Annotated in this window: 16 protein-coding genes; 8 read left to right on the top strand and 8 right to left on the bottom strand. The window is 42.9% G+C overall.

All coding sequences use genetic code 11. The features are described 5' to 3' along the window. Positions 1-31 precede the first annotated feature (31 nt). The gene (gene topA, locus A3K91_RS10635) at positions 32-2,686 is read left to right on the top strand and encodes a type I DNA topoisomerase (protein ID WP_062845236.1); all 2,655 of its coding nucleotides are present in this window, start codon (positions 32-34) and stop codon (positions 2,684-2,686) included. A 71-nt stretch (positions 2,687-2,757) separates the two neighbouring features. On the opposite strand, the gene A3K91_RS10630 is transcribed toward topA, so the two are convergent. Further along, entirely contained in the window at positions 2,758-3,315 is a 558-nt protein-coding gene (locus A3K91_RS10630; RefSeq protein WP_062845235.1) for a superoxide dismutase family protein, read from the bottom strand. Positions 3,316-3,644: 329 nt separating this feature from the next. Then, positions 3,645-6,227 carry an endopeptidase La gene (lon, locus tag A3K91_RS10625; protein WP_062845234.1) on the bottom strand — a complete coding sequence of 861 codons (2,583 nt, stop codon included), beginning with the start codon at positions 6,225-6,227 and terminating at the stop codon, positions 3,645-3,647. A gap of 547 nt (positions 6,228-6,774) precedes the next feature. On the opposite strand from lon, the gene A3K91_RS10620 reads away from it, so the two are divergent. Next, positions 6,775-8,136 carry a Na+/H+ antiporter family protein gene (locus A3K91_RS10620; RefSeq protein WP_062845233.1) on the top strand — a complete coding sequence of 454 codons (1,362 nt, stop codon included), beginning with the start codon at positions 6,775-6,777 and terminating at the stop codon, positions 8,134-8,136. A 126-nt stretch (positions 8,137-8,262) separates the two neighbouring features. Continuing rightward, the gene (locus A3K91_RS10615) at positions 8,263-8,478 is read left to right on the top strand and encodes a hypothetical protein (protein ID WP_062845232.1); all 216 of its coding nucleotides are present in this window, start codon (positions 8,263-8,265) and stop codon (positions 8,476-8,478) included. Positions 8,479-8,513: 35 nt separating this feature from the next. Here A3K91_RS10615 and A3K91_RS10610 read toward each other — a convergent pair whose 3' ends face one another. Together A3K91_RS10610 and A3K91_RS10605 are read right to left on the bottom strand one after the other, a co-directional pair. After that, on the bottom strand, positions 8,514-8,747 hold the full coding sequence (locus tag A3K91_RS10610; RefSeq protein ID WP_062845231.1) for a hypothetical protein: 234 nt from the start codon (positions 8,745-8,747) through the stop codon (positions 8,514-8,516). Further along, on the bottom strand, positions 8,744-9,346 hold the full coding sequence (locus A3K91_RS10605) for a 5-formyltetrahydrofolate cyclo-ligase (protein ID WP_084387335.1): 603 nt from the start codon (positions 9,344-9,346) through the stop codon (positions 8,744-8,746). The genes A3K91_RS10610 and A3K91_RS10605 overlap by 4 nt, the downstream gene beginning before the upstream one ends. 113 nt (positions 9,347-9,459) lie before the next feature. Here A3K91_RS10605 and A3K91_RS10600 point away from each other — a divergent pair, with 113 nt between their 5' ends. The 3 genes from A3K91_RS10600 to A3K91_RS10590 all read left to right on the top strand — a co-directional run bounded on the left by A3K91_RS10600 (position 9,460) and on the right by A3K91_RS10590 (position 12,521). Further along, on the top strand, positions 9,460-9,873 hold the full coding sequence (locus A3K91_RS10600) for a hypothetical protein (protein ID WP_062845230.1): 414 nt from the start codon (positions 9,460-9,462) through the stop codon (positions 9,871-9,873). Between the two features lie 172 nt (positions 9,874-10,045). Continuing rightward, positions 10,046-11,449, top strand: coding sequence for a class II fumarate hydratase (gene fumC, locus A3K91_RS10595; RefSeq protein ID WP_062845229.1), 1,404 nt, complete (start codon positions 10,046-10,048; stop codon positions 11,447-11,449). Positions 11,450-11,642: 193 nt separating this feature from the next. Next, positions 11,643-12,521, top strand: coding sequence for a hypothetical protein (locus A3K91_RS10590; RefSeq protein WP_062845228.1), 879 nt, complete (start codon positions 11,643-11,645; stop codon positions 12,519-12,521). An 81-nt stretch (positions 12,522-12,602) separates the two neighbouring features. Here the strand turns inward: A3K91_RS10590 and A3K91_RS10585 are convergent, their stop codons facing one another. The 4 genes from A3K91_RS10585 to A3K91_RS10570 form a co-directional block, all read right to left on the bottom strand. Further along, positions 12,603-13,418, bottom strand: coding sequence for a MipA/OmpV family protein (locus tag A3K91_RS10585; RefSeq protein ID WP_062845227.1), 816 nt, complete (start codon positions 13,416-13,418; stop codon positions 12,603-12,605). A 126-nt stretch (positions 13,419-13,544) separates the two neighbouring features. Next, positions 13,545-14,519 (bottom strand): rhomboid family intramembrane serine protease, encoded by a 975-nt coding sequence (locus tag A3K91_RS10580; RefSeq protein WP_062845226.1) that lies wholly within the window; start codon positions 14,517-14,519, stop codon positions 13,545-13,547. A gap of 245 nt (positions 14,520-14,764) precedes the next feature. Beyond that, positions 14,765-15,952 (bottom strand): alpha-hydroxy acid oxidase, encoded by a 1,188-nt coding sequence (locus A3K91_RS10575; protein ID WP_062845225.1) that lies wholly within the window; start codon positions 15,950-15,952, stop codon positions 14,765-14,767. Between the two features lie 40 nt (positions 15,953-15,992). Next, positions 15,993-16,319: a glutaredoxin family protein gene (locus A3K91_RS10570; protein ID WP_062845224.1), complete on the bottom strand. Its 327-nt coding sequence runs from the start codon at positions 16,317-16,319 to the stop codon at positions 15,993-15,995. Positions 16,320-16,629: 310 nt separating this feature from the next. On the opposite strand from A3K91_RS10570, the gene mtgA reads away from it, so the two are divergent. Together mtgA and ppk1 are read left to right on the top strand one after the other, a co-directional pair. Further along, positions 16,630-17,316: a monofunctional biosynthetic peptidoglycan transglycosylase gene (mtgA, locus tag A3K91_RS10565; RefSeq protein ID WP_062845223.1), complete on the top strand. Its 687-nt coding sequence runs from the start codon at positions 16,630-16,632 to the stop codon at positions 17,314-17,316. A gap of 237 nt (positions 17,317-17,553) precedes the next feature. Further along, entirely contained in the window at positions 17,554-19,746 is a 2,193-nt protein-coding gene (ppk1, locus tag A3K91_RS10560) for a polyphosphate kinase 1 (protein ID WP_084387334.1), read from the top strand. Positions 19,747-20,010: the final 264 nt, after the last annotated feature.

Genomic DNA, 20,010 nt, shown 5'->3' with positions numbered 1-20,010 from the left:
TTAATTTACTTATATTATGGTGTCGTCACATATGGCAAAAACCACAACCAAAAAAAGTTCAGCATCTGCTGCTGACAGCCCAAAGGGCAAGTCTTTGGTGATTGTAGAATCACCAGCCAAGGCAAAAACGATTAATAAATATCTTGGTGATGACTTTATTGTACGCTCAAGTATTGGCCACGTTCGCGATTTGCCAGTGGGTGCTAGCAAAAGCGCTAAAAAAGCGACGGTTTCTAAAAAAGATGAAAGCCTGAGCAAAGAAGAAAAGGCGCAACAGGCGTTGGTGCGCCGCATGGGTATTGATCCAGAGCATGATTGGGCAGCAGTCTACGAGGTGCTACCAAACAAGACCAAGGTGATTAAAGAGCTAAAAGCATTGGCCAAAGACGCTGACCAAATCTATCTTGCAACGGATATGGATAGAGAAGGAGAGGCGATCGCTTGGCATCTAAAAGAAGTCATTGGCGGCCCTGATAGTAAGTATCAGCGTGTTGTCTTTAATGAGATTACCAAATCTGCGATTCAAAATGCCTTTAAGCAGCCATCAAAGCTCGATATCGATCGTGTTAATGCACAGCAAGCGCGTCGGTTCTTAGATCGAGTGGTTGGCTTTATGGTATCGCCACTCTTATGGCAAAAAATTGCTCGAGGCCTGTCGGCAGGTCGCGTACAGTCAGTTGCTATGCGCTTGGTTGTTGAGCGTGAGCATGAAATTCGCGCTTTTATTCCAGAAGAGTATTGGCAGATTCATGCAGACACGCATGTCGCTAACAGCAAAAAAGATGCCGAGAAAATTGGCATTCGTTTAGAGGCGACCAAACAAGCTGGTAAGCCACTCAAACTGGTCAATAAAGAGCAGACAGATAAAGTATTAGACGTTCTAAAAGCCAGTGAGTTTATTGTCAAAGAGCGTGAAGAAAAACCCACGCAGTCACGTCCAAGCGCGCCATTTATTACCTCAACTTTGCAACAGGCAGCCAGTACACGATTGGGTTTTTCGGTTAAGAAAACAATGATATTGGCACAGCGTTTGTACGAAGCGGGTCACATCACTTACATGCGTACTGACTCGACCTTTTTATCGGGCGATGCATTGGCTGCCGTGCGTGGTTATATTGAAGACAGCTATGGCACAAAATACGTGCCAGAAAAGCCCAATTTTTATGGCAACAAACAAGGCGCTCAAGAGGCACATGAAGCCATTCGTCCTTCTAATGTCAATATGAAGTCAACCCAGCTAAAAGGAGTTGAGCGTGATGCCATTCGTTTGTATGAGTTGATTTGGCGTCAGTTTGTGGCTTGTCAGATGCTACCAGCAAAATACTTGTCAGTGAATCTGTTTGTTGGTGCAAATGACGTTGAGCTAAAAGCGCGCGGCCGTACTCTGGTGTTCGATGGTTATACCAAAGTTATGCCGCCGGCCAAAACAGACGATACGTTGTTGCCTGATGTCAAAAAAGGCGATCACTTAACGCTTGATAAGCTTGATCCAAGCCAACATTTCACCAAGCCACCACCGCGTTATACGGAAGCCAGCTTAGTAAAAGAGCTTGAGAAAAAAGGCATCGGTCGTCCATCGACTTATGCTTCTATTATTTCAACCATTCAAGATCGCGGTTATGTCAAACTTGAAAACAAGCGCTTATTTGCCGAAAAAATGGGTGATATTGTCACCGATAGATTGACCGCCAGCTTCCCAGACTTGATGGATTATACCTTTACGGCTGCGTTAGAAGACAAGCTCGATCATGTAGCAGAGGGCGAGCAAGATTGGAAAGACGTGCTGGATAACTTTTACGGGGAGTTTAAAACAACCCTTGAGCACGCCAAAGAAAAAGACGGCATGCGTCCGAATGATCCGACCGACGTACCAGATGTGCACTGTGATATTTGTGATCGTCCGATGCAATTGCGTACTGGCTCAACAGGGGTGTTTTTAGGATGTACGGGTTACAACTTACCGCCAAAAGAGCGTTGTAAAGGCACTAAGAATTTGATGCCAGTCGAGGCTTTTGCCAATCTTGATGAAAGCGACGCGGCTGATGAAACGGCTGAAGTTAAAGACTTGATGGAGAAAAAGCGTTGCCCGAAATGCGGTACGGCAATGAATGGTTATATTGTCGATGGTGGTCTCAAGCTGCACGTCTGCGGCAATAATCCTGATTGTGATGGCTACATCTTAGAAGAAGGCAAGTTTGAAGTACCAGGTTCTGACGCGCCAACGATCGATTGTAATAAGTGTGACGGACAGATGGAGCTAAAGACAGGGCGTTTCGGTCCTTATTTTGCTTGTCAAAAATGTGACAACACACGTAAAGTACTAAAAACAGGCGAAGCTGCACCGCCGCGTATGGATCCGATTCATCTGCCAGAGTTAAAATCGACCAAGCATGATGATTATTTTATCTTACGTGAAGGCGCTGCTGGTATGTTCTTGGCGGCGTCTAAGTTCCCAAAAGTTCGAGAAACACGTCCGCCAAAGCTTGCTGAGCTAAGAGAAATCAAAGATAAAATGGAAGATAAGTTTCAGTATTTGTTTGAAGGGCCAGATGAAGATCCTGAAGGCAATCCAACGATTTTGCGCTGGTCTCGTAAGAAAAAAGAGCAATATATTGGTTCTGAGAAAAACGGTAAAGCCACACGTTGGGGCGTTTACTGGCGCAAAGGTGAATGGGTAGAAGAATAGCTTTTCTATCGACAATAAAAAAACCTCTTAGCATACTAAGAGGTTTTTTTTGTCTAAAATATAAATAATGATTATGCTTTTTCGATAATACCACAAGCGACGCGGTCACCAGCATTACCAGCAGGCTGGCTCTTATAGTCATCAGCATTGGCATGAACAATAAATGCTAAACGATTGACGCTATATTTACCCGCTTCAGCCGCTGAGATTTTTTTATTCACGTAGTTGATAGTAGCAACACCATCTTCATTGGCTGTCAAATTTGGTAGATCACCAGCATGACCATTCATGTCATCTGGATTTGAATGCGGCTTATTGTCTGGATTGAAGTGACCACCTGCTGCTTTACCCATATCTGCACAGCTACCTGTTTCATGAATATGCAAAGCAACGGTTTTGCCTGGTTGCAAGTTCATGAGCTTACCATATACCTGAACACCGCCATCGACTGGACGCAAGAACATTTGTCCTACTTCTTTTTCTTTACCATCTACAGTCTTAATCGTTGACTTTAGAGCAGGTTGATTTAAAGGGTTACCCGTTTGCATTTGATTTTCGACAGTTTGGCAACCTGTCATTGCCAACGCTGAACCACATAGTAGCGCACTTGCAAGCATCGTCTTATTCATTGTTATCTCCATTTATATTTAATTTAATCGTTATGATGAGTATGTTTAGCGATAGTTTTATCTGAAATATTCAAGAATTACTTAACTTCCCGATCAGTATAGCTAAGGATAAGAAGTAGATATTCATCAAAAGCGCAACAATCAGTTAATAAATGTAAATAACGTATGGGTTTGAATAGTATATAAAATAATGTCGTACGAGAAGAAATGCTATTACGTATTACTATACTGATTCTATAAAAGATATTTTGATATGGTGCATAAAAAAAGCCGCCCATCATTGTGATGAGCGACTCTTATTTCTTGAGAACTTACTTTCGAATACTCGACTAGTTATGTAGCGCTTTACCTGAAGTTTTATCGACCGTCACTTTGGCAGGTTTCAATGGTTTTGGCATACTGACCAAAGCAACTTTTAATATCTCGTCAATCGTTGCCACAGGTTGAATGGTCAAACCCGCTTTTACATTGTCAGGGATATCGGCTAAGTCACGCTCGTTTTCTGCTGGAATCAGTACATGCTTGATACCGCCGCGATGGGCTGCAAGTAGCTTTTCTTTGAGACCGCCAATACGCAGGATTTTGCCACGCAAGGTAATCTCACCTGTCATCGCGATATCTGGACGAATGGCGATCCCCGTCAAGGCAGATACAAGTGCTGTCGTCAGTGCGCCACCAGCAGAAGGCCCGTCTTTTGGTGTGGCACCTTCTGGCATGTGGACATGGACATCTTTTGTTTTAAACGTCTCATAGTCAATACCAAGGAGATCACCGCGAGCACGAACCACGCTCATGGCAGCGCGAATAGACTCTTTCATCACGTCACCCAGTGAACCCGTAAAGCTAAGCTCACCTTTGCCTTGCATGGCAACCGCTTCGATGGTCAATAACTCTCCACCAACTTGTGTCCACGCCAGACCAGTAATACGACCAATCTCTGGCTCTTCTTCCGCCAGCCCATAGTCATACTGATGCACGCCTAGATAGTCATCGATGTTTTTGTCATCGACCACGACCAGCTGACGCTCTGCTTTCTTCGGCGCACGGGCGCCATGCGCTTCGACTGAACCGCGAACCACTTTACGGCAGATTTTATTGACTTCACGCTCAAGGTTACGTACACCTGCTTCACGCGTATAACTACGCACGATACTGTGCAGCGCTGCTTCAACAATCTCAATTTCACCCTCTTTGAGACCATTTTGCTTAATTGCCTTTGGCACCAGATACTTTTGGGCAATGTTGACCTTTTCTTCTTCGGTATAGCCCGGTAGACGAATGACTTCCATACGGTCAAGCAGTGCTGGCGGAATATCCATGCTGTTGGCAGTACAGATAAACATCACTTGCGACAGATCTAAGTCCATATCTAAATAATGGTCGTTAAACGTGTCGTTCTGTGAAGGATCTAATACTTCAAGCAATGCCGATGCTGGATCGCCGCGGAAGTCTTGCGCCATTTTGTCTACTTCATCAAGTAAAAACAGTGGGTTTTTGACTTCTACCTTCGCAAGTGATTGCACGATTTTACCTGGCATCGCGCCGATATAGGTACGGCGATGACCACGAATCTCAGCTTCATCACGCACGCCGCCAAGCGCCATACGGACAAACTTACGACCTGTGGCACGAGCGATCGATTCACCTAGTGAGGTTTTACCCACACCTGGAGGACCAACGAGACAAAGAATCGGACCACGGAGTTTTTTCACGCGTGACTGTACGGCGAGGTACTCTAAGATGCGGTCTTTTACATCTTGTAGTCCATAATGATCTTCATCTAAGACGGTTTTAGCCTTGTCTAAATTGATCGAAACTTTGGTCGTCGCATTCCACGGTGTATCCAAAATCCATTCAATATAGTTACGCACTACTGAAGATTCACTTGACGCAGGCGGCATCATTTTAAGCTTTTTAAGCTCTTGATCTGCTTTTTTGCGCACATCTTCTGGCAAATCAGCGTCTTCTAAGCGCTGCTCAAGCTCAGCCACGTCATCTTCGCCATCGAATGCACCGTCATTCATGTCTGACAGCTCATTTTTGATGGCTTTCATTTTTTCATTTAAGAAGTACTCACGCTGATTGTCTTCCATTTGCTGACGGACAGCGTCTTGGATATCTTGTTCGATGTTTTGTTCGGCACTTTGCTTAACCAAATATTCGGTCAAGGTATTGATGTGCGTTTTGATATCGTCTTCTTCTAAGAAAGACTGTTTGATATCAAGATCCATCGAGACACGGGTGGAGATGAAGTAGACCAATTCAAGCAAATCATCGATACGCTTCGCCACACGAGTCAGCTCACGGGCATTACGCAAGCGTGCATCTGCATAGCCTTCAAACAATGTGGTCAAAGCTTGTATGGTGTTTTGTTGTTGTCTCTCATCCATACTCACATCGAGATCAGCACGTGTAAATCTTGCCATCAATAGCTCATCGTGGTTTTCGATGTTATCGACCCGCGCACGATACTGACCTTCAATCAATACTTTGATGCAGTTTTCATCACTGTCATGTGGCATGGTGCTGACAATGCGGCAAACCGTACCATATTGATATAGGTTTTCTTGATCAATATCTTCAGTCAGTGAGTCTTTTTGGGCAACGACCAATACTTTATTGCCGTATTCGGCCTGTGCCAACTCGACCGCTTTGACTGATGGTGCGCGGCCTACAAATAAGGCGATTTGCATGTGCGGATAGACGACGACATCTCGCAGGGCGAGTAACGGTAAATAGTCTTCCGCCTTACTGTCTTTGTCACTGTCATCAAGATTATTATTTTTGACAGTAGCAGACGCTGACTCTGATGTAGTATCAGATGAAATGTCTTGCTCGTTGTCTTCTGCAACAGTAGATGAAACGTCGACATCGATGTCGATATTGTCTTGTGCTATTTTATGTTCACTCATAGATTCTTCCTCGTTCACCAGACTTGTAAAGTCAAGTTCGTGGTTCATGTTAGATAAATGGTGCTCGCAAAAAAAATTGCAAGTCTCATGAGCAAAGTGACTGGTTTATCTTATTAAAATAATCCTATTTAAGCGGCTATCGTCACGTGTATTGTCATCGATTTTATCGATGATAAATCAAAGCCAATGCGAGTAAATCATTAATATAGTTGAATTATCATAAAATCAATGTGCGGGACGCATTGGTAGCAATCTACTATTGCCACAAATGTTTTGATCTACTAATCGAATAGGAAATAAACGCTACAAAACATGTATGGCAGTAGTTCGATGCCTTTTTAGTATGTTGCACACAGCGTTGCCTAGCTGACAACTATTGGGTTCTATACATAGGTTTTGTAGGCAAAATAAGGTAAACTGACGCGCGTCTAAAACAGGGCTTTTAGCGCAAAATGTGTTTGAGCGCTTTTTGGACAACCAAACCCTATTTATAAATGCTACAACATTTGTAGGTTACAACCAGATCAGATAGAAAAAGGCACAACATATGGCAATCAATGCGGTACTGCTGGCAGTCATCATCATGCTAGGACTGTCACTTTCGCGAGTGCACGTGGTGCTCAGTTTATTAATTGGGGCATTGGCAGGTGGCCTGCTGGCAGGTCTTGGTATCACAGATACTTTGGCAGCTTTTCAAGAAGGTATCCGCAACGGGGCACAGATTGCACTTTCATACGCACTGTTAGGGGCGTTTGCGGTCGCTATTGCACATTCTGGATTACCGCAATCATTGGCGGGCGTTGTTATTAAGCGTATCGGTGCAGGCGGCACCAGTGGTGTGATTAAGTATATGCTGTTTGCAGGCTTAATCACCATGAGCTGTTTTAGCCAAAACTTAATCCCTATTCATATTGCTTTTATTCCACTGCTTGTACCACCGTTACTGCTTGCTTTTAATCGCATGCACATTGACAGACGTCTGATTGCTTGTTTGTTGACCTTTGGTCTTGTAACAACTTATATGTTTATTCCGTATGGTTTTGGCGATATTTATCTCAATCAGATCATGCTAAAAAACGTGGGTGAAGCAGGTATTGATATTGCCAATATTTCTGTCGTAAAGGCAATGGCCATTCCAGCATTGGGTATGTTGATTGGTTTGTTGACAGCGGTCTTTATTAGTTATCGCAAACCGCGTCAATACCAGCAAGTAGAAATAGATCAAAAAGCTCATGATGCGGTAGTAGAGGGCGATGCGCTTAGTAAAACGGCTGCTGATGCGCAAACACAAAGTAAATTAAAAACGCTCGTCGCACTGGCTGCGATTGTTACCGCGTTTGTGGTACAGCTCTATACTGATTCGCTACTCTTAGGCTCAATGTTTGGTTTTGGTGTGTTTATGGCGACAGGCGTGGTCAAGTGGCGTGATGCTGATGGTGTCTTTAATGACGGTATCAAGCTGATGGCGATGATTGGCTTTATCATGATTACGGCGCAGGGTTTTGCTGAAGTCATGAAAGCCACTGAGCAGATTCAGCCATTGGTTGATGGTGCCGCGTCACTGTTCGGTGGTAATAAAGCGATGGCGGCGTTTATCATGCTGCTGATTGGTCTGATTGTGACTATGGGCATTGGTTCGTCGTTCTCAACTATTCCTATTTTGGCTGCGATTTATGTGCCGTTATGCGTCTCTTTAGGGTTCTCACCATTGGCTACGGTTGCGATTATCGGTACGGCTGGCGCGCTGGGTGATGCAGGTTCGCCTGCGTCAGACTCGACATTGGGGCCAACTTCTGGTCTCAATATTGATGGTCAGCATGACCATATCAAAGATAGTGTAGTGCCGACTTTTTTGCATTACAATTTGCCGCTATTGGCGTTTGGTTGGATAGCAGCGATGGTGTTGTAGGTTTTAACATTTGTAAAATTCTCAGTAGTTTTGTAGGGTGTGCCGTACGCACCCTACAGCTTTCACTAATTTTTAATCAACGCTAACCTTTAGAAAATACAATCTATTAAATGCAGGGTAGCTATTATGAATATGCAAGATTTTAGTCAACGTGAAATAGAGGTGTTATTACAAGGGCTTAGAGTTCTATTATCTGAAAAATCAAAGAGCGATCCTGAATTAATACAATGGTCGTATGTGAGAAGTGATCCTTATATGGAAGTATTTGCTATTGATAAGGCTAAATACGAAGAAGAGCGTAATTATATAATAGATTTAATTCGTAAGTTAGAAATAGGCTAGCTTAGTAATAAAGTGATGTTAAATTAACTAATAAACTACTCATCAAAATCCTTAATCTCACTATTTAAACTACTTAAAAAATCATCACTTCTTGCCAATAACTCGTTCAAGTGCTCTTCATTAATGAGCCTTGTCAGCTCCTCAGAGCTAAAATCTTGCTCTTGACTGTAGTAGCGTTGCTCTCTAGCGTTCTCATTGCCTAATGTTTGTAGATATTCGTCCACATTATCGGCACTAGAGTCTTTTTCAGAATTTTTATCGTCTTTCATCGAAACCACCTTATGCCACTTGGCGTAATTAAGCCATCTAATGGCACATCCCAAGGTTGACGCGCTAATTGCTCAACCACTTGAAAATCATAACACCAGCCTACCTTTAACGGTTTCTTGACCCCTGAGCGATAGCTGTTACCAAGGGTCGTATCATAGAACCCGCCACCCATGCCCATACGGTTGCCGTGTTTATCGACCGCGACTAACGGACAAATAATCACGTCTATTTCTGTTGCCCACAGCAAGCGCCGATGATGATTCTGTTTCATTCCTAAGCGGTGAATTCGGGTAGGGATATTGACCAATTTTGAGTGATAAACAGGCACAAAGCGCAATCGTTTATCATCACTGCCGAGCGAACCAACTACAGGTAAGTAAGGAAAATAGCCTAAGCGTTTACACCAATCCAGCAGTGGCTGAGTGGGTAATTCACCAAAGCCATCGTAATATAAGCCAATACGGGCATGTGCTGGCAGGTGCTGTTGTAGTTTGCTCAAATGCAAGCTCGCTGCTTTAGCCAAATTTCTACGTTCACCATCATTTAACTGGCGACGCTGGCGAGTAAAGTATCGTCTGGGAGGATTGCTAACAGTCATATTTTACAAATTCCTAGATTCTTGATTGAAAGTGTAGAACATTTTTTGAGATTATAGTAAAACAGAAGTATATATTCCTTTCAACGTTAAAAGTCTCAACGCTAGGAGGCGGCATGAAAGTTAGGCTTAAATGTTATAGTGAGTGTGATGACTACTACAAAAAAGTCCTTGATAGAACCAGTTTAAGACAAGGCAGCACTTATCAAGTTATAGAAATTCAGAAAGAATATTATCGTATTGATGGAGAAGATGGCGTAGGGCCTTGTCTTTATGATAAACGTATTTTTGACATTATAGATCCAAGTATTCCTGAAGGGTATATCTATCAATTTTCTTATGAAGATGAGGAGCACAGTCATGAAGATGACGAAGGATTTATATGGCGAAACTCTGTAGAGGATTACAACATTACACCAAAGTGTTTTGCCCAGCGTGCATTTTTTGACTTTTATCACGATGGTAGAGAAGAACAAGTTGCCATTTATAATGAATATATTAGAGAATTGAAGGATACGAAGCTAGGATGAGAGTTTGGTTTGAATTGTTATAAGGTCTCTAAAATCGCGCATAAACCTAAATGCGTTTAGCATAAAGCCATGCTATCATAACGCCACTTTATATCGTATTCTCCTTTATGTGCAGCGGATGTTGCATTTTTTAGAGCAGTCATAAAACAACAAACCATCAAAGAGGGTAGTTATGTCGACACAGAATCAGGCAACTCGTACCGAAAAAGACACTATGGGCAACGTAGAAGTCCCAGCTGATGCTTATTGGGGTGCGCAAACTCAGCGTAGCCGCGAAAACTTCAAAATCGGTGGCGAGACATTGCCACGTCCAATGATTGAAGCGATGGCACTGGTCAAAAAAGCCGCTGCCATCACCAATGCAAGCCTAGAGCGTATCGACGGCGACAAGCGTGACTTAATCGTACAAGCTGCTGACGAAATCATCAATGGTGGTCTGGTCGATCAGTTCCCATTGGTCGTATGGCAGACAGGTTCTGGCACACAGTCAAACATGAACATGAACGAAGTACTTGCCAACCGTGCCAATGAAATCGCGGGTTCTGAGCGCGGCAGCTACACGCCAATTCACCCAAATGACCATGTAAACCACGCGCAATCTACCAATGACAGCTTCCCAACGGCGATTCGTGTGGCGGCTGCTCGTCAGATCAACAGCTTATTGATCCCAGCGGTACAAGCATTACGCGATACCTTAAATAAAAAAGCCAAAGAATTTGATAGCATCGTAAAAATCGGTCGTACGCATTTACAAGACGCGACGCCTTTGACATTAGGCCAAGAGTTTAGCGGCTATGTAAGCCAACTTGATCATTCATTGACTCGTATCGACAACGCGTTACAAGGTCTATATGAATTGCCACTAGGGGGCACCGCGGTTGGTACAGGTCTAAACGCCCATCCTGACTATGCAGTAAAAGCAGCGGAGCAACTAGCGACTTTGACTGGCTTGCCATTTGTCACCTCACCAAACAAATTTGAAGCACTAGCCGCTCGTGATGCCGAAGTATTTGCGTCAGGCGCACTAAAAACATTGGCAGCGAGCTTAAACAAAATTGCGAACGACGTTCGTTGGTTGGCATCAGGTCCTCGTTGTGGTTTAGGCGAGTTGACCATTCCTGAGAACGAGCCAGGCTCTTCTATCATGCCGGGTAAAGTAAACCCAACGCAATCAGAAGCAATGACGATGGTTGTCGCGCAAGTCATGGGTAATGACGTGACTATCAGCATGGCTGGCGCATCAGGTAACTTTGAGCTAAACGTATATAAGCCAGTGATCGCCTTTAACTTATTGCAATCCATCAAGCTACTTGGTGATGCGTGCAACAGCTTCAACGAAAACTGTGCCGTTGGTATCGAGCCAGTAAAAGACAAAATCGATGACTTCTTGCACAACTCATTGATGCTAGTGACTTCATTGAACCGTCATGTTGGTTATGAAAACGCTGCGAAAATCGCTAAGACTGCGTACAAAGAAAACAAAACCTTGAAGCAAGTTGCGGTTGAGCTAGAGCTATTAACTGAAGCGCAGTTCGATGAGTGGGTCATTCCTGCTGATATGGTACATCCTAAGTAAGCTATCTAATAGTTTTTTAGAATAGTAAAAAGACCTTGTCACGCTATGTGGCAAGGTCTTTTTTTTGGTTGTAATTAGCATATCAAATTAAGAGAGTAACACTATATACTGATTGCTAGAGAGAAACGCTATGACTGATTTTTAGATATATATTTTCATATTATTGTGTATGTTATAAAACTGGAGCTCATGAATGTTTTTAAGTTCTAAGTCGCTTGAGAAGTTACGTATTTTGATTAATGAAGATACTGAGTATAGGTCAGGTTCTCAGCTTGTTCGCCTATTTAATAATCTTGGATTCAATGATACTTACGAACAAGGTTTCCCATCACGCTGGGTATATACTGATAAAAAATTGGAAGGTATTAATGGAACTCCTCAGCTAGATTGCTGTATCAAAGAATTATTTAATCCTGCCAACTTTATAGACCGTTTAGAAGACTTAGATAACTATATCGCGGGATTTAATAAATATATTGCTTTTGATAAATGGAAGGTAGTTCGTAACGGTGCTAATATTGATTTTAAGCGGTTGGATAAGATTGAGGTGCAGGAGCCTTTAAAACCTAATCAGACTAATACTGAGAACCAATTTTTAAGTCAGGAATTTTCAAATGTTTCTGTACAAAAAATTGGTTTAGAAGGAATGGTGTCGGAAGTAATAGAAGGAAGAATAAAAGAAATAGAAAGGTGCTATTCTTCAGAAGCCTATTTGTCTGTGATTATCATAGCAGGCAGTACTCTCGAAGGAGTTTTGTTAGGTTTAGCGAATCAGTATCCTAGACATTTTAATACTGCAAAATCCTCTCCTAAGGATAAATCAGGTAAAGTTTACGAACTCTCTAAATGGTCGCTAAGCTCTTTTATTGATGTTGCTTATGAATTAGGTTTGGTACAACATGATATTCAGAGATTTAGCCATACGCTACGAGATTTTCGGAACTATATTCATCCGCATCAGCAAATGAGTGTTGGATTTAATCCAAGAGAAGATACCGCCAAAATATGTTTACATGTATTGAAGGCAGCTATTCAAGAAATTGGAGAAAATATCTCAAAGGTTAAAGTATAGTTTTTATCAAATGTTCTATAAAAAAAAGACCTTGCCACATCACTCGGCAAGGTTTTTTTCATATCAAAAATCTAAGCTGAATTAGAACTTATAAAGCAAACCAAGCGTCGTCGTTGCATCCGTACGTGAGTTGACCATTGGGCTATCGTATTGCTCATTTGGCAAATAACTCAAGCTTTGATTGGCAAATCCTGCCCAGTTTTCATTGAAGTCATAGTTGGCGCTAATATTGATATACGGGTTCAGGCTATTGTTAGACTTATAAGGTTCAACGCCTGATTTTGCTGATTCTGCTTCGGTCACGCCATAATAGTAGTCGTTGTAATCTTCATCGAAGTACTCAAAACCAAAGCTTGGATAGATGGTGAGTTTATCTGCGCTGATTCTACCAATATAAGTCAAGCGCGCCGTGTTACCACCACTTTTATCCAAAACGTCTGTCGCTATTTGGGCGCGGAAAGCACCGATAGGCGTACGGCGCTGATAGCTCACACCTGCCGACGCTGAGATTTTACGCTCGTCCAATTCTGCCAAATTGCCACTGGCATCATCAGGATCAAAACTGTTGCCAGACGGTTGCGCATAGACTGACAACTGATTGGTGCCGTCATTGATTAGATAGGCACCCGCTTGTGCCCCGCGCGCGTAGACTCTATTGTTATCATAAAATACGCCTGGCAATACACGGAACTCGGTATTGTCATCTAAATTGTAGGCAGACTTGACGGCCATGACATTGACACCCACGCTGAGGACAGCATCTTTGTCAGTTGGCAGGTTTTTATCAAGAAAAGGAATGGCACTAGAAACGCTAGCCACACTGAATAATGCAGTAGCGGTTAACACGCTGAGTGAGGCGCTCGTATAGATATTGGGTCGCGCTGCAAGTTTAAACATAATCAAGTCTCGTGATTGAGTGGGAATGGTCGAATAGTACCACTAAGCAGAAATAATGGGGTAGGGTAAGTTAAATGAGTATGCGGCTTTTATAACATTTCAGCAATGATAAATAAGTATGACCGTTTACTCAATGGTTTTTAGCACTTCTACGATCTGATAATGGATATCTTGCCACAACCAGACAAAGCCAACACTGATCAATAGCATCACAATCCATGGAAGTAGTATCCAAAATAATGACGGTTTTACTTGGGTTTTGTGGCTGATCGCTGTGTTATGCACCGTACTAAAATTCGTCTCTAAAGTACTGGTATCAAACTCAGCGTTGGGATCAGATGGGTAAGACGTATCAACATCAGAGGACTGATTAACCTCATAAGTTTGATAAGTGTTTTGGGCGTCAGTTTGATACGGGCTTGGTCCGTGTATTGGGTAAGGATGTTGAGGTATGGGCATATTTTGCTGTGTGATGACCCTGCGTCGACGATAGGCGATGGCAAATGCCGACGCAATTATTAAGCCTGTCACGGCACCACCGATATGGCCTGCATTATCAATACCTGGTACAGCAAAGCCATATACCAAGTTAATACCCATAATAAAGAGTAAGCTTCTTAGGTTGAGCATCAGACCATTGACCGATATCTTAAAAAATGCCGCCACCAATAAAGCGGCGCCAATACCCATAATACCGCCAGATGCCCCAGCCGATAGTCCCGCTTGCCCATTTCCGTCCAAAATACCTTGCCATGTCACATAACTGTTGAGTAGGTTGCCACCGATGGCTGCCAACAAAAACAATGCCAAAAACTTGGCTGAACCAAACATCGGCTCAGCGATTTGTCCAAAAAAATACATGGCAAAGCCATTAAATAATAAATGCATCAAACCAATATGCAAAAACGCACTGCTGACCAAGCGCCATGGCTCATCACCCATGGTAAAAGGCAGAGCATTAGCGCCCCATTTGATGAGCATTTCAGTCGATGGATTATTGGCATCCGCGCCGCTTAGGACTTGTACGACAAATAGCCCGATAAAGCTGATCAATAATAAAGTAGTGACAGGCGCTGTTTTTAATAATTGTTGGATGGTCATAAAAGCTAAAATTCAGTAAAGATTGTAGGATAAGTATAAAGGGTCTTGTCAGAAGATGTTATCTATTAGCTAGCAAGCATTGCAGTCAATTTAAAATAAAAGTGGTATATATAGTCATCGTGTTCTACGGGTAAAAATTTTTCTCGCTGGCTGCTTACAAGCGTGACAGAGGCTTAGAAAAATTTACCCCAGTAGAACCGTACTCTGTTTGAAAGTGATTGATTATATTTCAGAAAGATTTATTTTTAAAAATGGTTTGTTTTGAGATTCTCATAAGTACCCTTCACCAAGATATTGTCCGTGACGGTATTGATATCGGTATGACCACAAAACGCCATGGATATATCACACTCTTTGTAGATGATTTCAAGCGCACGGCGCACGCCATCTTCACCATAAGCGCCTAACCCATAAAGAAAAGCGCGACCGATCATGGTACCTTTAGCGCCTAGAGATATGGCTTTTAATACATCTTGACCGGAGCGAACGCCGCTATCGAGCCATACTTCGATATTGCTGTTTTCGGCATGAACCGCTTGTACGATGTCTGCAAGGGCAGAGATAGAGGAGAGTGCCCCATCTAATTGACGACCACCATGGTTTGACACCACCAATGCATCCGCGCCGCTGCGTGCTGCCATGATGGCATCTTCAGGTTCCATAATACCTTTGATAATCAGCTTGCCGCCCCACATATCTTTGATACGAGCCACGTCGTCCCAGCTAAGAGCAGGATCAAACTGCTCTGCTGTCCACGCCGACAGCGAAGACAGATCCTCAACGTCTTTTGCATGACCAACAATATTGCCGAACGTGCGCCTCTTAGTCCCAAGCATATTGAGACACCACTCAGGCTTGGTCATCAGATTCAGAATATTGGTCAGCGTTGGTTTGGGCGGCGCAGAGAGACCGTTTTTGATGTCTTTATGCCGTTGTCCAAGCACTTGTAAGTCAGCAGTTAAGATGAGCGCAGAGCAATTTGCTTCCTTAGCACGGCGAATCAAATTGGCCATAAACGCCTGATCTCGCATCACATACAGCTGAAACCAAAACGGCTTACTGGTATGGGTGGCAATGTCTTCAATAGAGCAGATACTCATGGTAGACAAAGAGAAAGGCACGCCAAATTTTTCTGCTGCCTGCGCGGCTTTGATTTCGCCATCCGCCCACATCATACCTGTAAACCCAGTAGGCGCAATGGCAACTGGCATTTTGACCCGCTCACCGATCATGGTCGTTTCCAGACTACGGTTTTCCATATTGACCAACACGCGTTGGCGCAGCTTAATCCGATCAAAGTCGCTTTCATTGTTACGATACGTAGTCTCAGTCCATGAGCCTGAATCCACATAATCATAAAACATACGCGGCACTTTGCGCTCAGCAATCTGACGTAAGTCTTCGATGTCTGTTACTTTTTCTAGATTCTTCATAGCTGTTTACCTCGGCGTTTTATCAATCAAGCGTCTTTTACTATGATGTTAGCAGTTGCTGTAAATCCATGACCGAAAAAGGATAGTCTAAGCGTTTTGATGACGTCAAAATAACAGGAATACTCGTGGCAAAGATCATCATCAGCGTCTCATCAAAGTCGGCAATATCGATTTTTTCATAGTCAATCGGTTGTACCGCTTGAAACCGATGGATAAGTTGCTCAGCAATGTCACACAAATGACAACCTGCAGTACCCAGTAGCCACCATTTATCGATTTTTTCAGGTGTGCCAAGATGAGGATTTTCGGCGATAATACGTGCTCGCAGTGCAGTCGTATGATTATCATGTGCGGTGTCAATGGGCATATTTATTCTCTTATCTTAAGACTCATTACAAAGTATTTGCGCTAAAAAAATCAATTAAAAAACCTAAATACTGTTTACCCTTTACGACATGATAAAGAAATGGGGTAAATAATGACAGCGATTGTGAGATTAGGTAAGATGATCTGCAGTTTTAGTTTACTGATTTATAATCATTGCCTTATCGCTTATTATTGATCGTGTTCTTTTATCGATAGTGCTCTTTTATCAAAAGTAACTTCTTATTGGTAATGGCTTACTTTATCTTATTGCGCTTTATCTTATTATTTTTTTAATCACTTGGGTATCTCACATGGCAAGTTTTAGCAAATTTATCAAACGACTATTATTGGCATTGATAATGATAGTCGTCGCATTCCATGTGTTGGTTGCTGGATTACTGTTGATTTGGAAGACCCAGCCTATTAATAATAGTATGTTTATGCTGACACATCGCCTAACCGGTGGCACGGTCACACAGACTTGGGCAGAGTATGACGCCATCGCAAAATCTGCCAAACAAGCCGCGATAGTGAGTGAAGATTCGACGTTTAGCCAGCATAATGGTTTTGATTTCAAAGGCATTGAAGCAGCACGTAAGAAAAATGAAGAGACAGGTAAAATGTCTGCTGGCGGTTCAACCATCACCCAGCAGTTGGCAAAAAACCTATTTTTGACCTCTCATCGCTCATACGTTCGTAAAGGTGAAGAGGCGGTTATTACGTTAATGCTCGAAACGTTTTGGGACAAACAGCGCATCCTAACCGCTTATCTCAATGTGGCAGAGTTTGGTAATGGCATCTATGGTATCGAAGCTGCCGCTCAGCACTATTTTGACAAATCTGCTGCCAAACTGAATCGCGATGAATCTGCTTTGCTTATTGCTATGCTGACCAATCCAAAATATTATCAAGACAATCAAGGTGATAGACGTCTACGTAACAAACAGCGTATTATCAAAAAACGTATGAAAAATGCAGTCTTACCGCAGTCGGATTGATTGTTTAGTTGTACTCATCTTGAACAACATAGATTGTGGACAGCAACGGTATGTTTTGTCATAAATAACTGCTATAAAAAAGGGTAATGCAACCACACCAAAAAGCAACAACGCATAAAAACAGTGCAAAAAATGATGGCGTATTGATAACGTAAAAGGAGTAGTGACGTGACAGATGTGTACGATCAGAAAAATAAGAATGAGGATGTGAATAGCGCTATCAGGACTAATGAGACAATGAACATAAATGATGTTACTGACGTAAATAATGATATTGATACAGAAAGTCGTGGTAAAGAGTTGGCTGAGGTCGAGTGGCAACGCTCAGAAGATGGCAGCTATTCACCCAGCAGCTATATCAATCGCGACTTGTCATTGTTACAGTTCCATTTGCGTGTCTTGGCACAGGCCGCCAGTCCACACCATCCGCTGCTTGAGCGTTTATTTTTCTTAATGATTTTTTCCTCAAATATCGATGAGTTTTTTGAGATTCGTGTGGCGGGTATCATGCAAAAGTTTAGCATGGGAGATGTGTCGACCAGCGCTCATGGTATGCGTCCTAGCGAGTTGCTCAATGAAATCTCTACCATTACCCATGATGCTATCGATGAGCAATATCGTATTCTTAACGAAGATATTTTGCCCGCCCTTGCCCTCGAGGATATCCGTTACCTAAAGCGTGATGAGCTCAATGCTGAGCAGTCCGCTTGGATGAAGCGTTACTTCATTGAGCAAGTATCGCCCGTATTGACACCGATTAGCATTGATCCTGCGCATCCGTTTCCGCGTCTGGTTAATAAAAGCTTAAACTTCATCGCAACCTTGGAAGGCAAAGACGCTTTTGGTCGTGATATTAATCTAGCCATTGTGCCAGCACCGCGCAGTCTGCCGCGAGTAATTCGTCTGCCGGACGAATTGACAGGTGGTAAAGAGCATCATGTAATGTTATCAGCCATTATTCATGAACATATTGGTGACTTATTCCCTGGCATGAGTGTAACAGGCTGCCATCAGTTCAGACTGACACGTAATGCTGACTTGGATTTGGCTGATGATGTTGAGGACATCGCCAAAGCGCTAGAAGGCGAACTAGAGAACCGTCGTTTTGGTGACAAAGTACGTTTGGAAGTCACCACTGATTGCCCCGTACACATCAGTGATTACTTACTTGATGAGTTCGAGTTGCATGACAATCAATTGTACCGAGTCAATGGCCCTGTCAATTTAACGCGCTTATTGTTTGATTTTAATATTCCTGCGCTGCGTTATCAGCCCTTTACTCATGTCGTGCCAAAAGAGTTCCGCCGTGAGATGGACAAGCTGGACAAGGCGACAAGCATGTTTGCGGCCATGCGTAAAAGTGATGTGCTGGTACATCATCCGTTCCATGCGTTTTCGCCCATTATTAATTTGCTATGGCAGGCGGCAAGCGATCCAAAAGTACTCGCCATCAAGCAAACGCTGTATCGCTCAGGCACCAATTCAGAAATTGTCAAAGCATTAGCAGCCGCGGCTCGTAACGGTAAAGAAGTGACTGCCGTTATCGAGCTGCGCGCGCGCTTCGATGAGGCCTCAAATATCGCTGTAGCAAACTATTTACAAGAAGCGGGCGCGATTGTTGTGTATGGAATCGTTGGCTACAAGACACATGCGAAGCTGATGCTTATTGTGCGCCGTGAAGATAACCGCATTCGCCGTTATGTTCATTTAGGCACAGGTAACTATCATGCCGCTAATGCTAAAGTGTATACCGATTATGGGCTGTTTAGCGCAGATCCTGACATCTCAGAAGATATACACAAAATCTTCCAAGAGCTGACAGGTATGGGTAAACCTGCCAACCTTAAAAAACTGCTGCATGCCCCTTTTACATTACACGAAAAACTCATGAGCTTTATCGACGATGAAATTGCTCATGCAAAGGCCGGCAAACGCACGCATATTATCATCAAAGCTAATGCTTTAACTGAGCGTCGATTGATTGGCAAGTTATATGATGCTTCACAAGCAGGGGTCAAGGTTGAGCTGATTTTGCGCTCGATGTGCTGCCTACGTCCGCAAGTCAAAGGCTTGTCCGAAAACATCACGGTGCGCTCTGTGATTGGTCGCTTTTTAGAGCATACACGTATTTATTACTTTTATAATAATGGAGCAGAGCGTTTATACTGCGGTAGTGCTGATTGGATGGATCGTAACTTATTCCACCGTGTGGAAGTGGCGTTTCCGATTGAAAATAAAAAGTTGTTTAAGCAAGTGTATGAAGACGGTTTACTCAATTACCTACACGACAACACACAAGCGTGGGCACTGAATGGCAATGGCGTCTGGCAACAGATACAGCCAGCAGCTGGAGAAGCCCCGCACACAGCGCAAGCGCATTTGCTCAAAACCATTAATAGTGTAGAAGAGCCGACCACTTATGTTCAATAATAATGATCTAATTTGAGGTGGTTATTAAAGGTCATAATTAAATAATTACCTTCAATATCAAAATTTTACTTCTCTAACCGAGCGTTGTGATTTTCAACGCTCGGTTTTTTATTTTTACAAAAACATTGGCTGTCAAAGTTACAAACTGTCTTGTAACCTCACATTTATTCACATATTGATACGGCACCACACTGGTAGCAACCATAATATTCTCCCTATACTACACAGAGTAAATAGTAGGACAGAGTAAACGGTAGATTTGTC

The organism is Psychrobacter alimentarius (genome assembly GCF_001606025.1).
Lineage (GTDB): Bacteria > Pseudomonadota > Gammaproteobacteria > Pseudomonadales > Moraxellaceae > Psychrobacter > Psychrobacter alimentarius.
The sequence above is the reverse complement of the archived record's forward strand: the minus strand, read 5'-3'. Positions and strand labels throughout refer to the sequence as shown.

Bases quoted from the DNA above. Each gene is read 5' to 3' on its own strand.
- topA (WP_062845236.1), top strand. From the start codon at position 32: ATGGCAAAAACCACAACCAAAAAAAGTTCAGCATCTGCTGCTGACAGC.
- A3K91_RS10630 (WP_062845235.1), bottom strand. From the start codon at position 3,315: ATGAATAAGACGATGCTTGCAAGTGCGCTACTATGTGGTTCAGCGTTG.
- lon (WP_062845234.1), bottom strand. From the start codon at position 6,227: ATGAGTGAACATAAAATAGCACAAGACAATATCGACATCGATGTCGAC.
- A3K91_RS10620 (WP_062845233.1), top strand. From the start codon at position 6,775: ATGGCAATCAATGCGGTACTGCTGGCAGTCATCATCATGCTAGGACTG.
- A3K91_RS10615 (WP_062845232.1), top strand. From the start codon at position 8,263: ATGAATATGCAAGATTTTAGTCAACGTGAAATAGAGGTGTTATTACAA.
- A3K91_RS10610 (WP_062845231.1), bottom strand. From the start codon at position 8,747: ATGAAAGACGATAAAAATTCTGAAAAAGACTCTAGTGCCGATAATGTG.
- A3K91_RS10605 (WP_084387335.1), bottom strand. From the start codon at position 9,346: ATGACTGTTAGCAATCCTCCCAGACGATACTTTACTCGCCAGCGTCGC.
- A3K91_RS10600 (WP_062845230.1), top strand. From the start codon at position 9,460: ATGAAAGTTAGGCTTAAATGTTATAGTGAGTGTGATGACTACTACAAA.
- fumC (WP_062845229.1), top strand. From the start codon at position 10,046: ATGTCGACACAGAATCAGGCAACTCGTACCGAAAAAGACACTATGGGC.
- A3K91_RS10590 (WP_062845228.1), top strand. From the start codon at position 11,643: ATGTTTTTAAGTTCTAAGTCGCTTGAGAAGTTACGTATTTTGATTAAT.
- A3K91_RS10585 (WP_062845227.1), bottom strand. From the start codon at position 13,418: ATGTTTAAACTTGCAGCGCGACCCAATATCTATACGAGCGCCTCACTC.
- A3K91_RS10580 (WP_062845226.1), bottom strand. From the start codon at position 14,519: ATGACCATCCAACAATTATTAAAAACAGCGCCTGTCACTACTTTATTA.
- A3K91_RS10575 (WP_062845225.1), bottom strand. From the start codon at position 15,952: ATGAAGAATCTAGAAAAAGTAACAGACATCGAAGACTTACGTCAGATT.
- A3K91_RS10570 (WP_062845224.1), bottom strand. From the start codon at position 16,319: ATGCCCATTGACACCGCACATGATAATCATACGACTGCACTGCGAGCA.
- mtgA (WP_062845223.1), top strand. From the start codon at position 16,630: ATGGCAAGTTTTAGCAAATTTATCAAACGACTATTATTGGCATTGATA.
- ppk1 (WP_084387334.1), top strand. From the start codon at position 17,554: ATGAACATAAATGATGTTACTGACGTAAATAATGATATTGATACAGAA.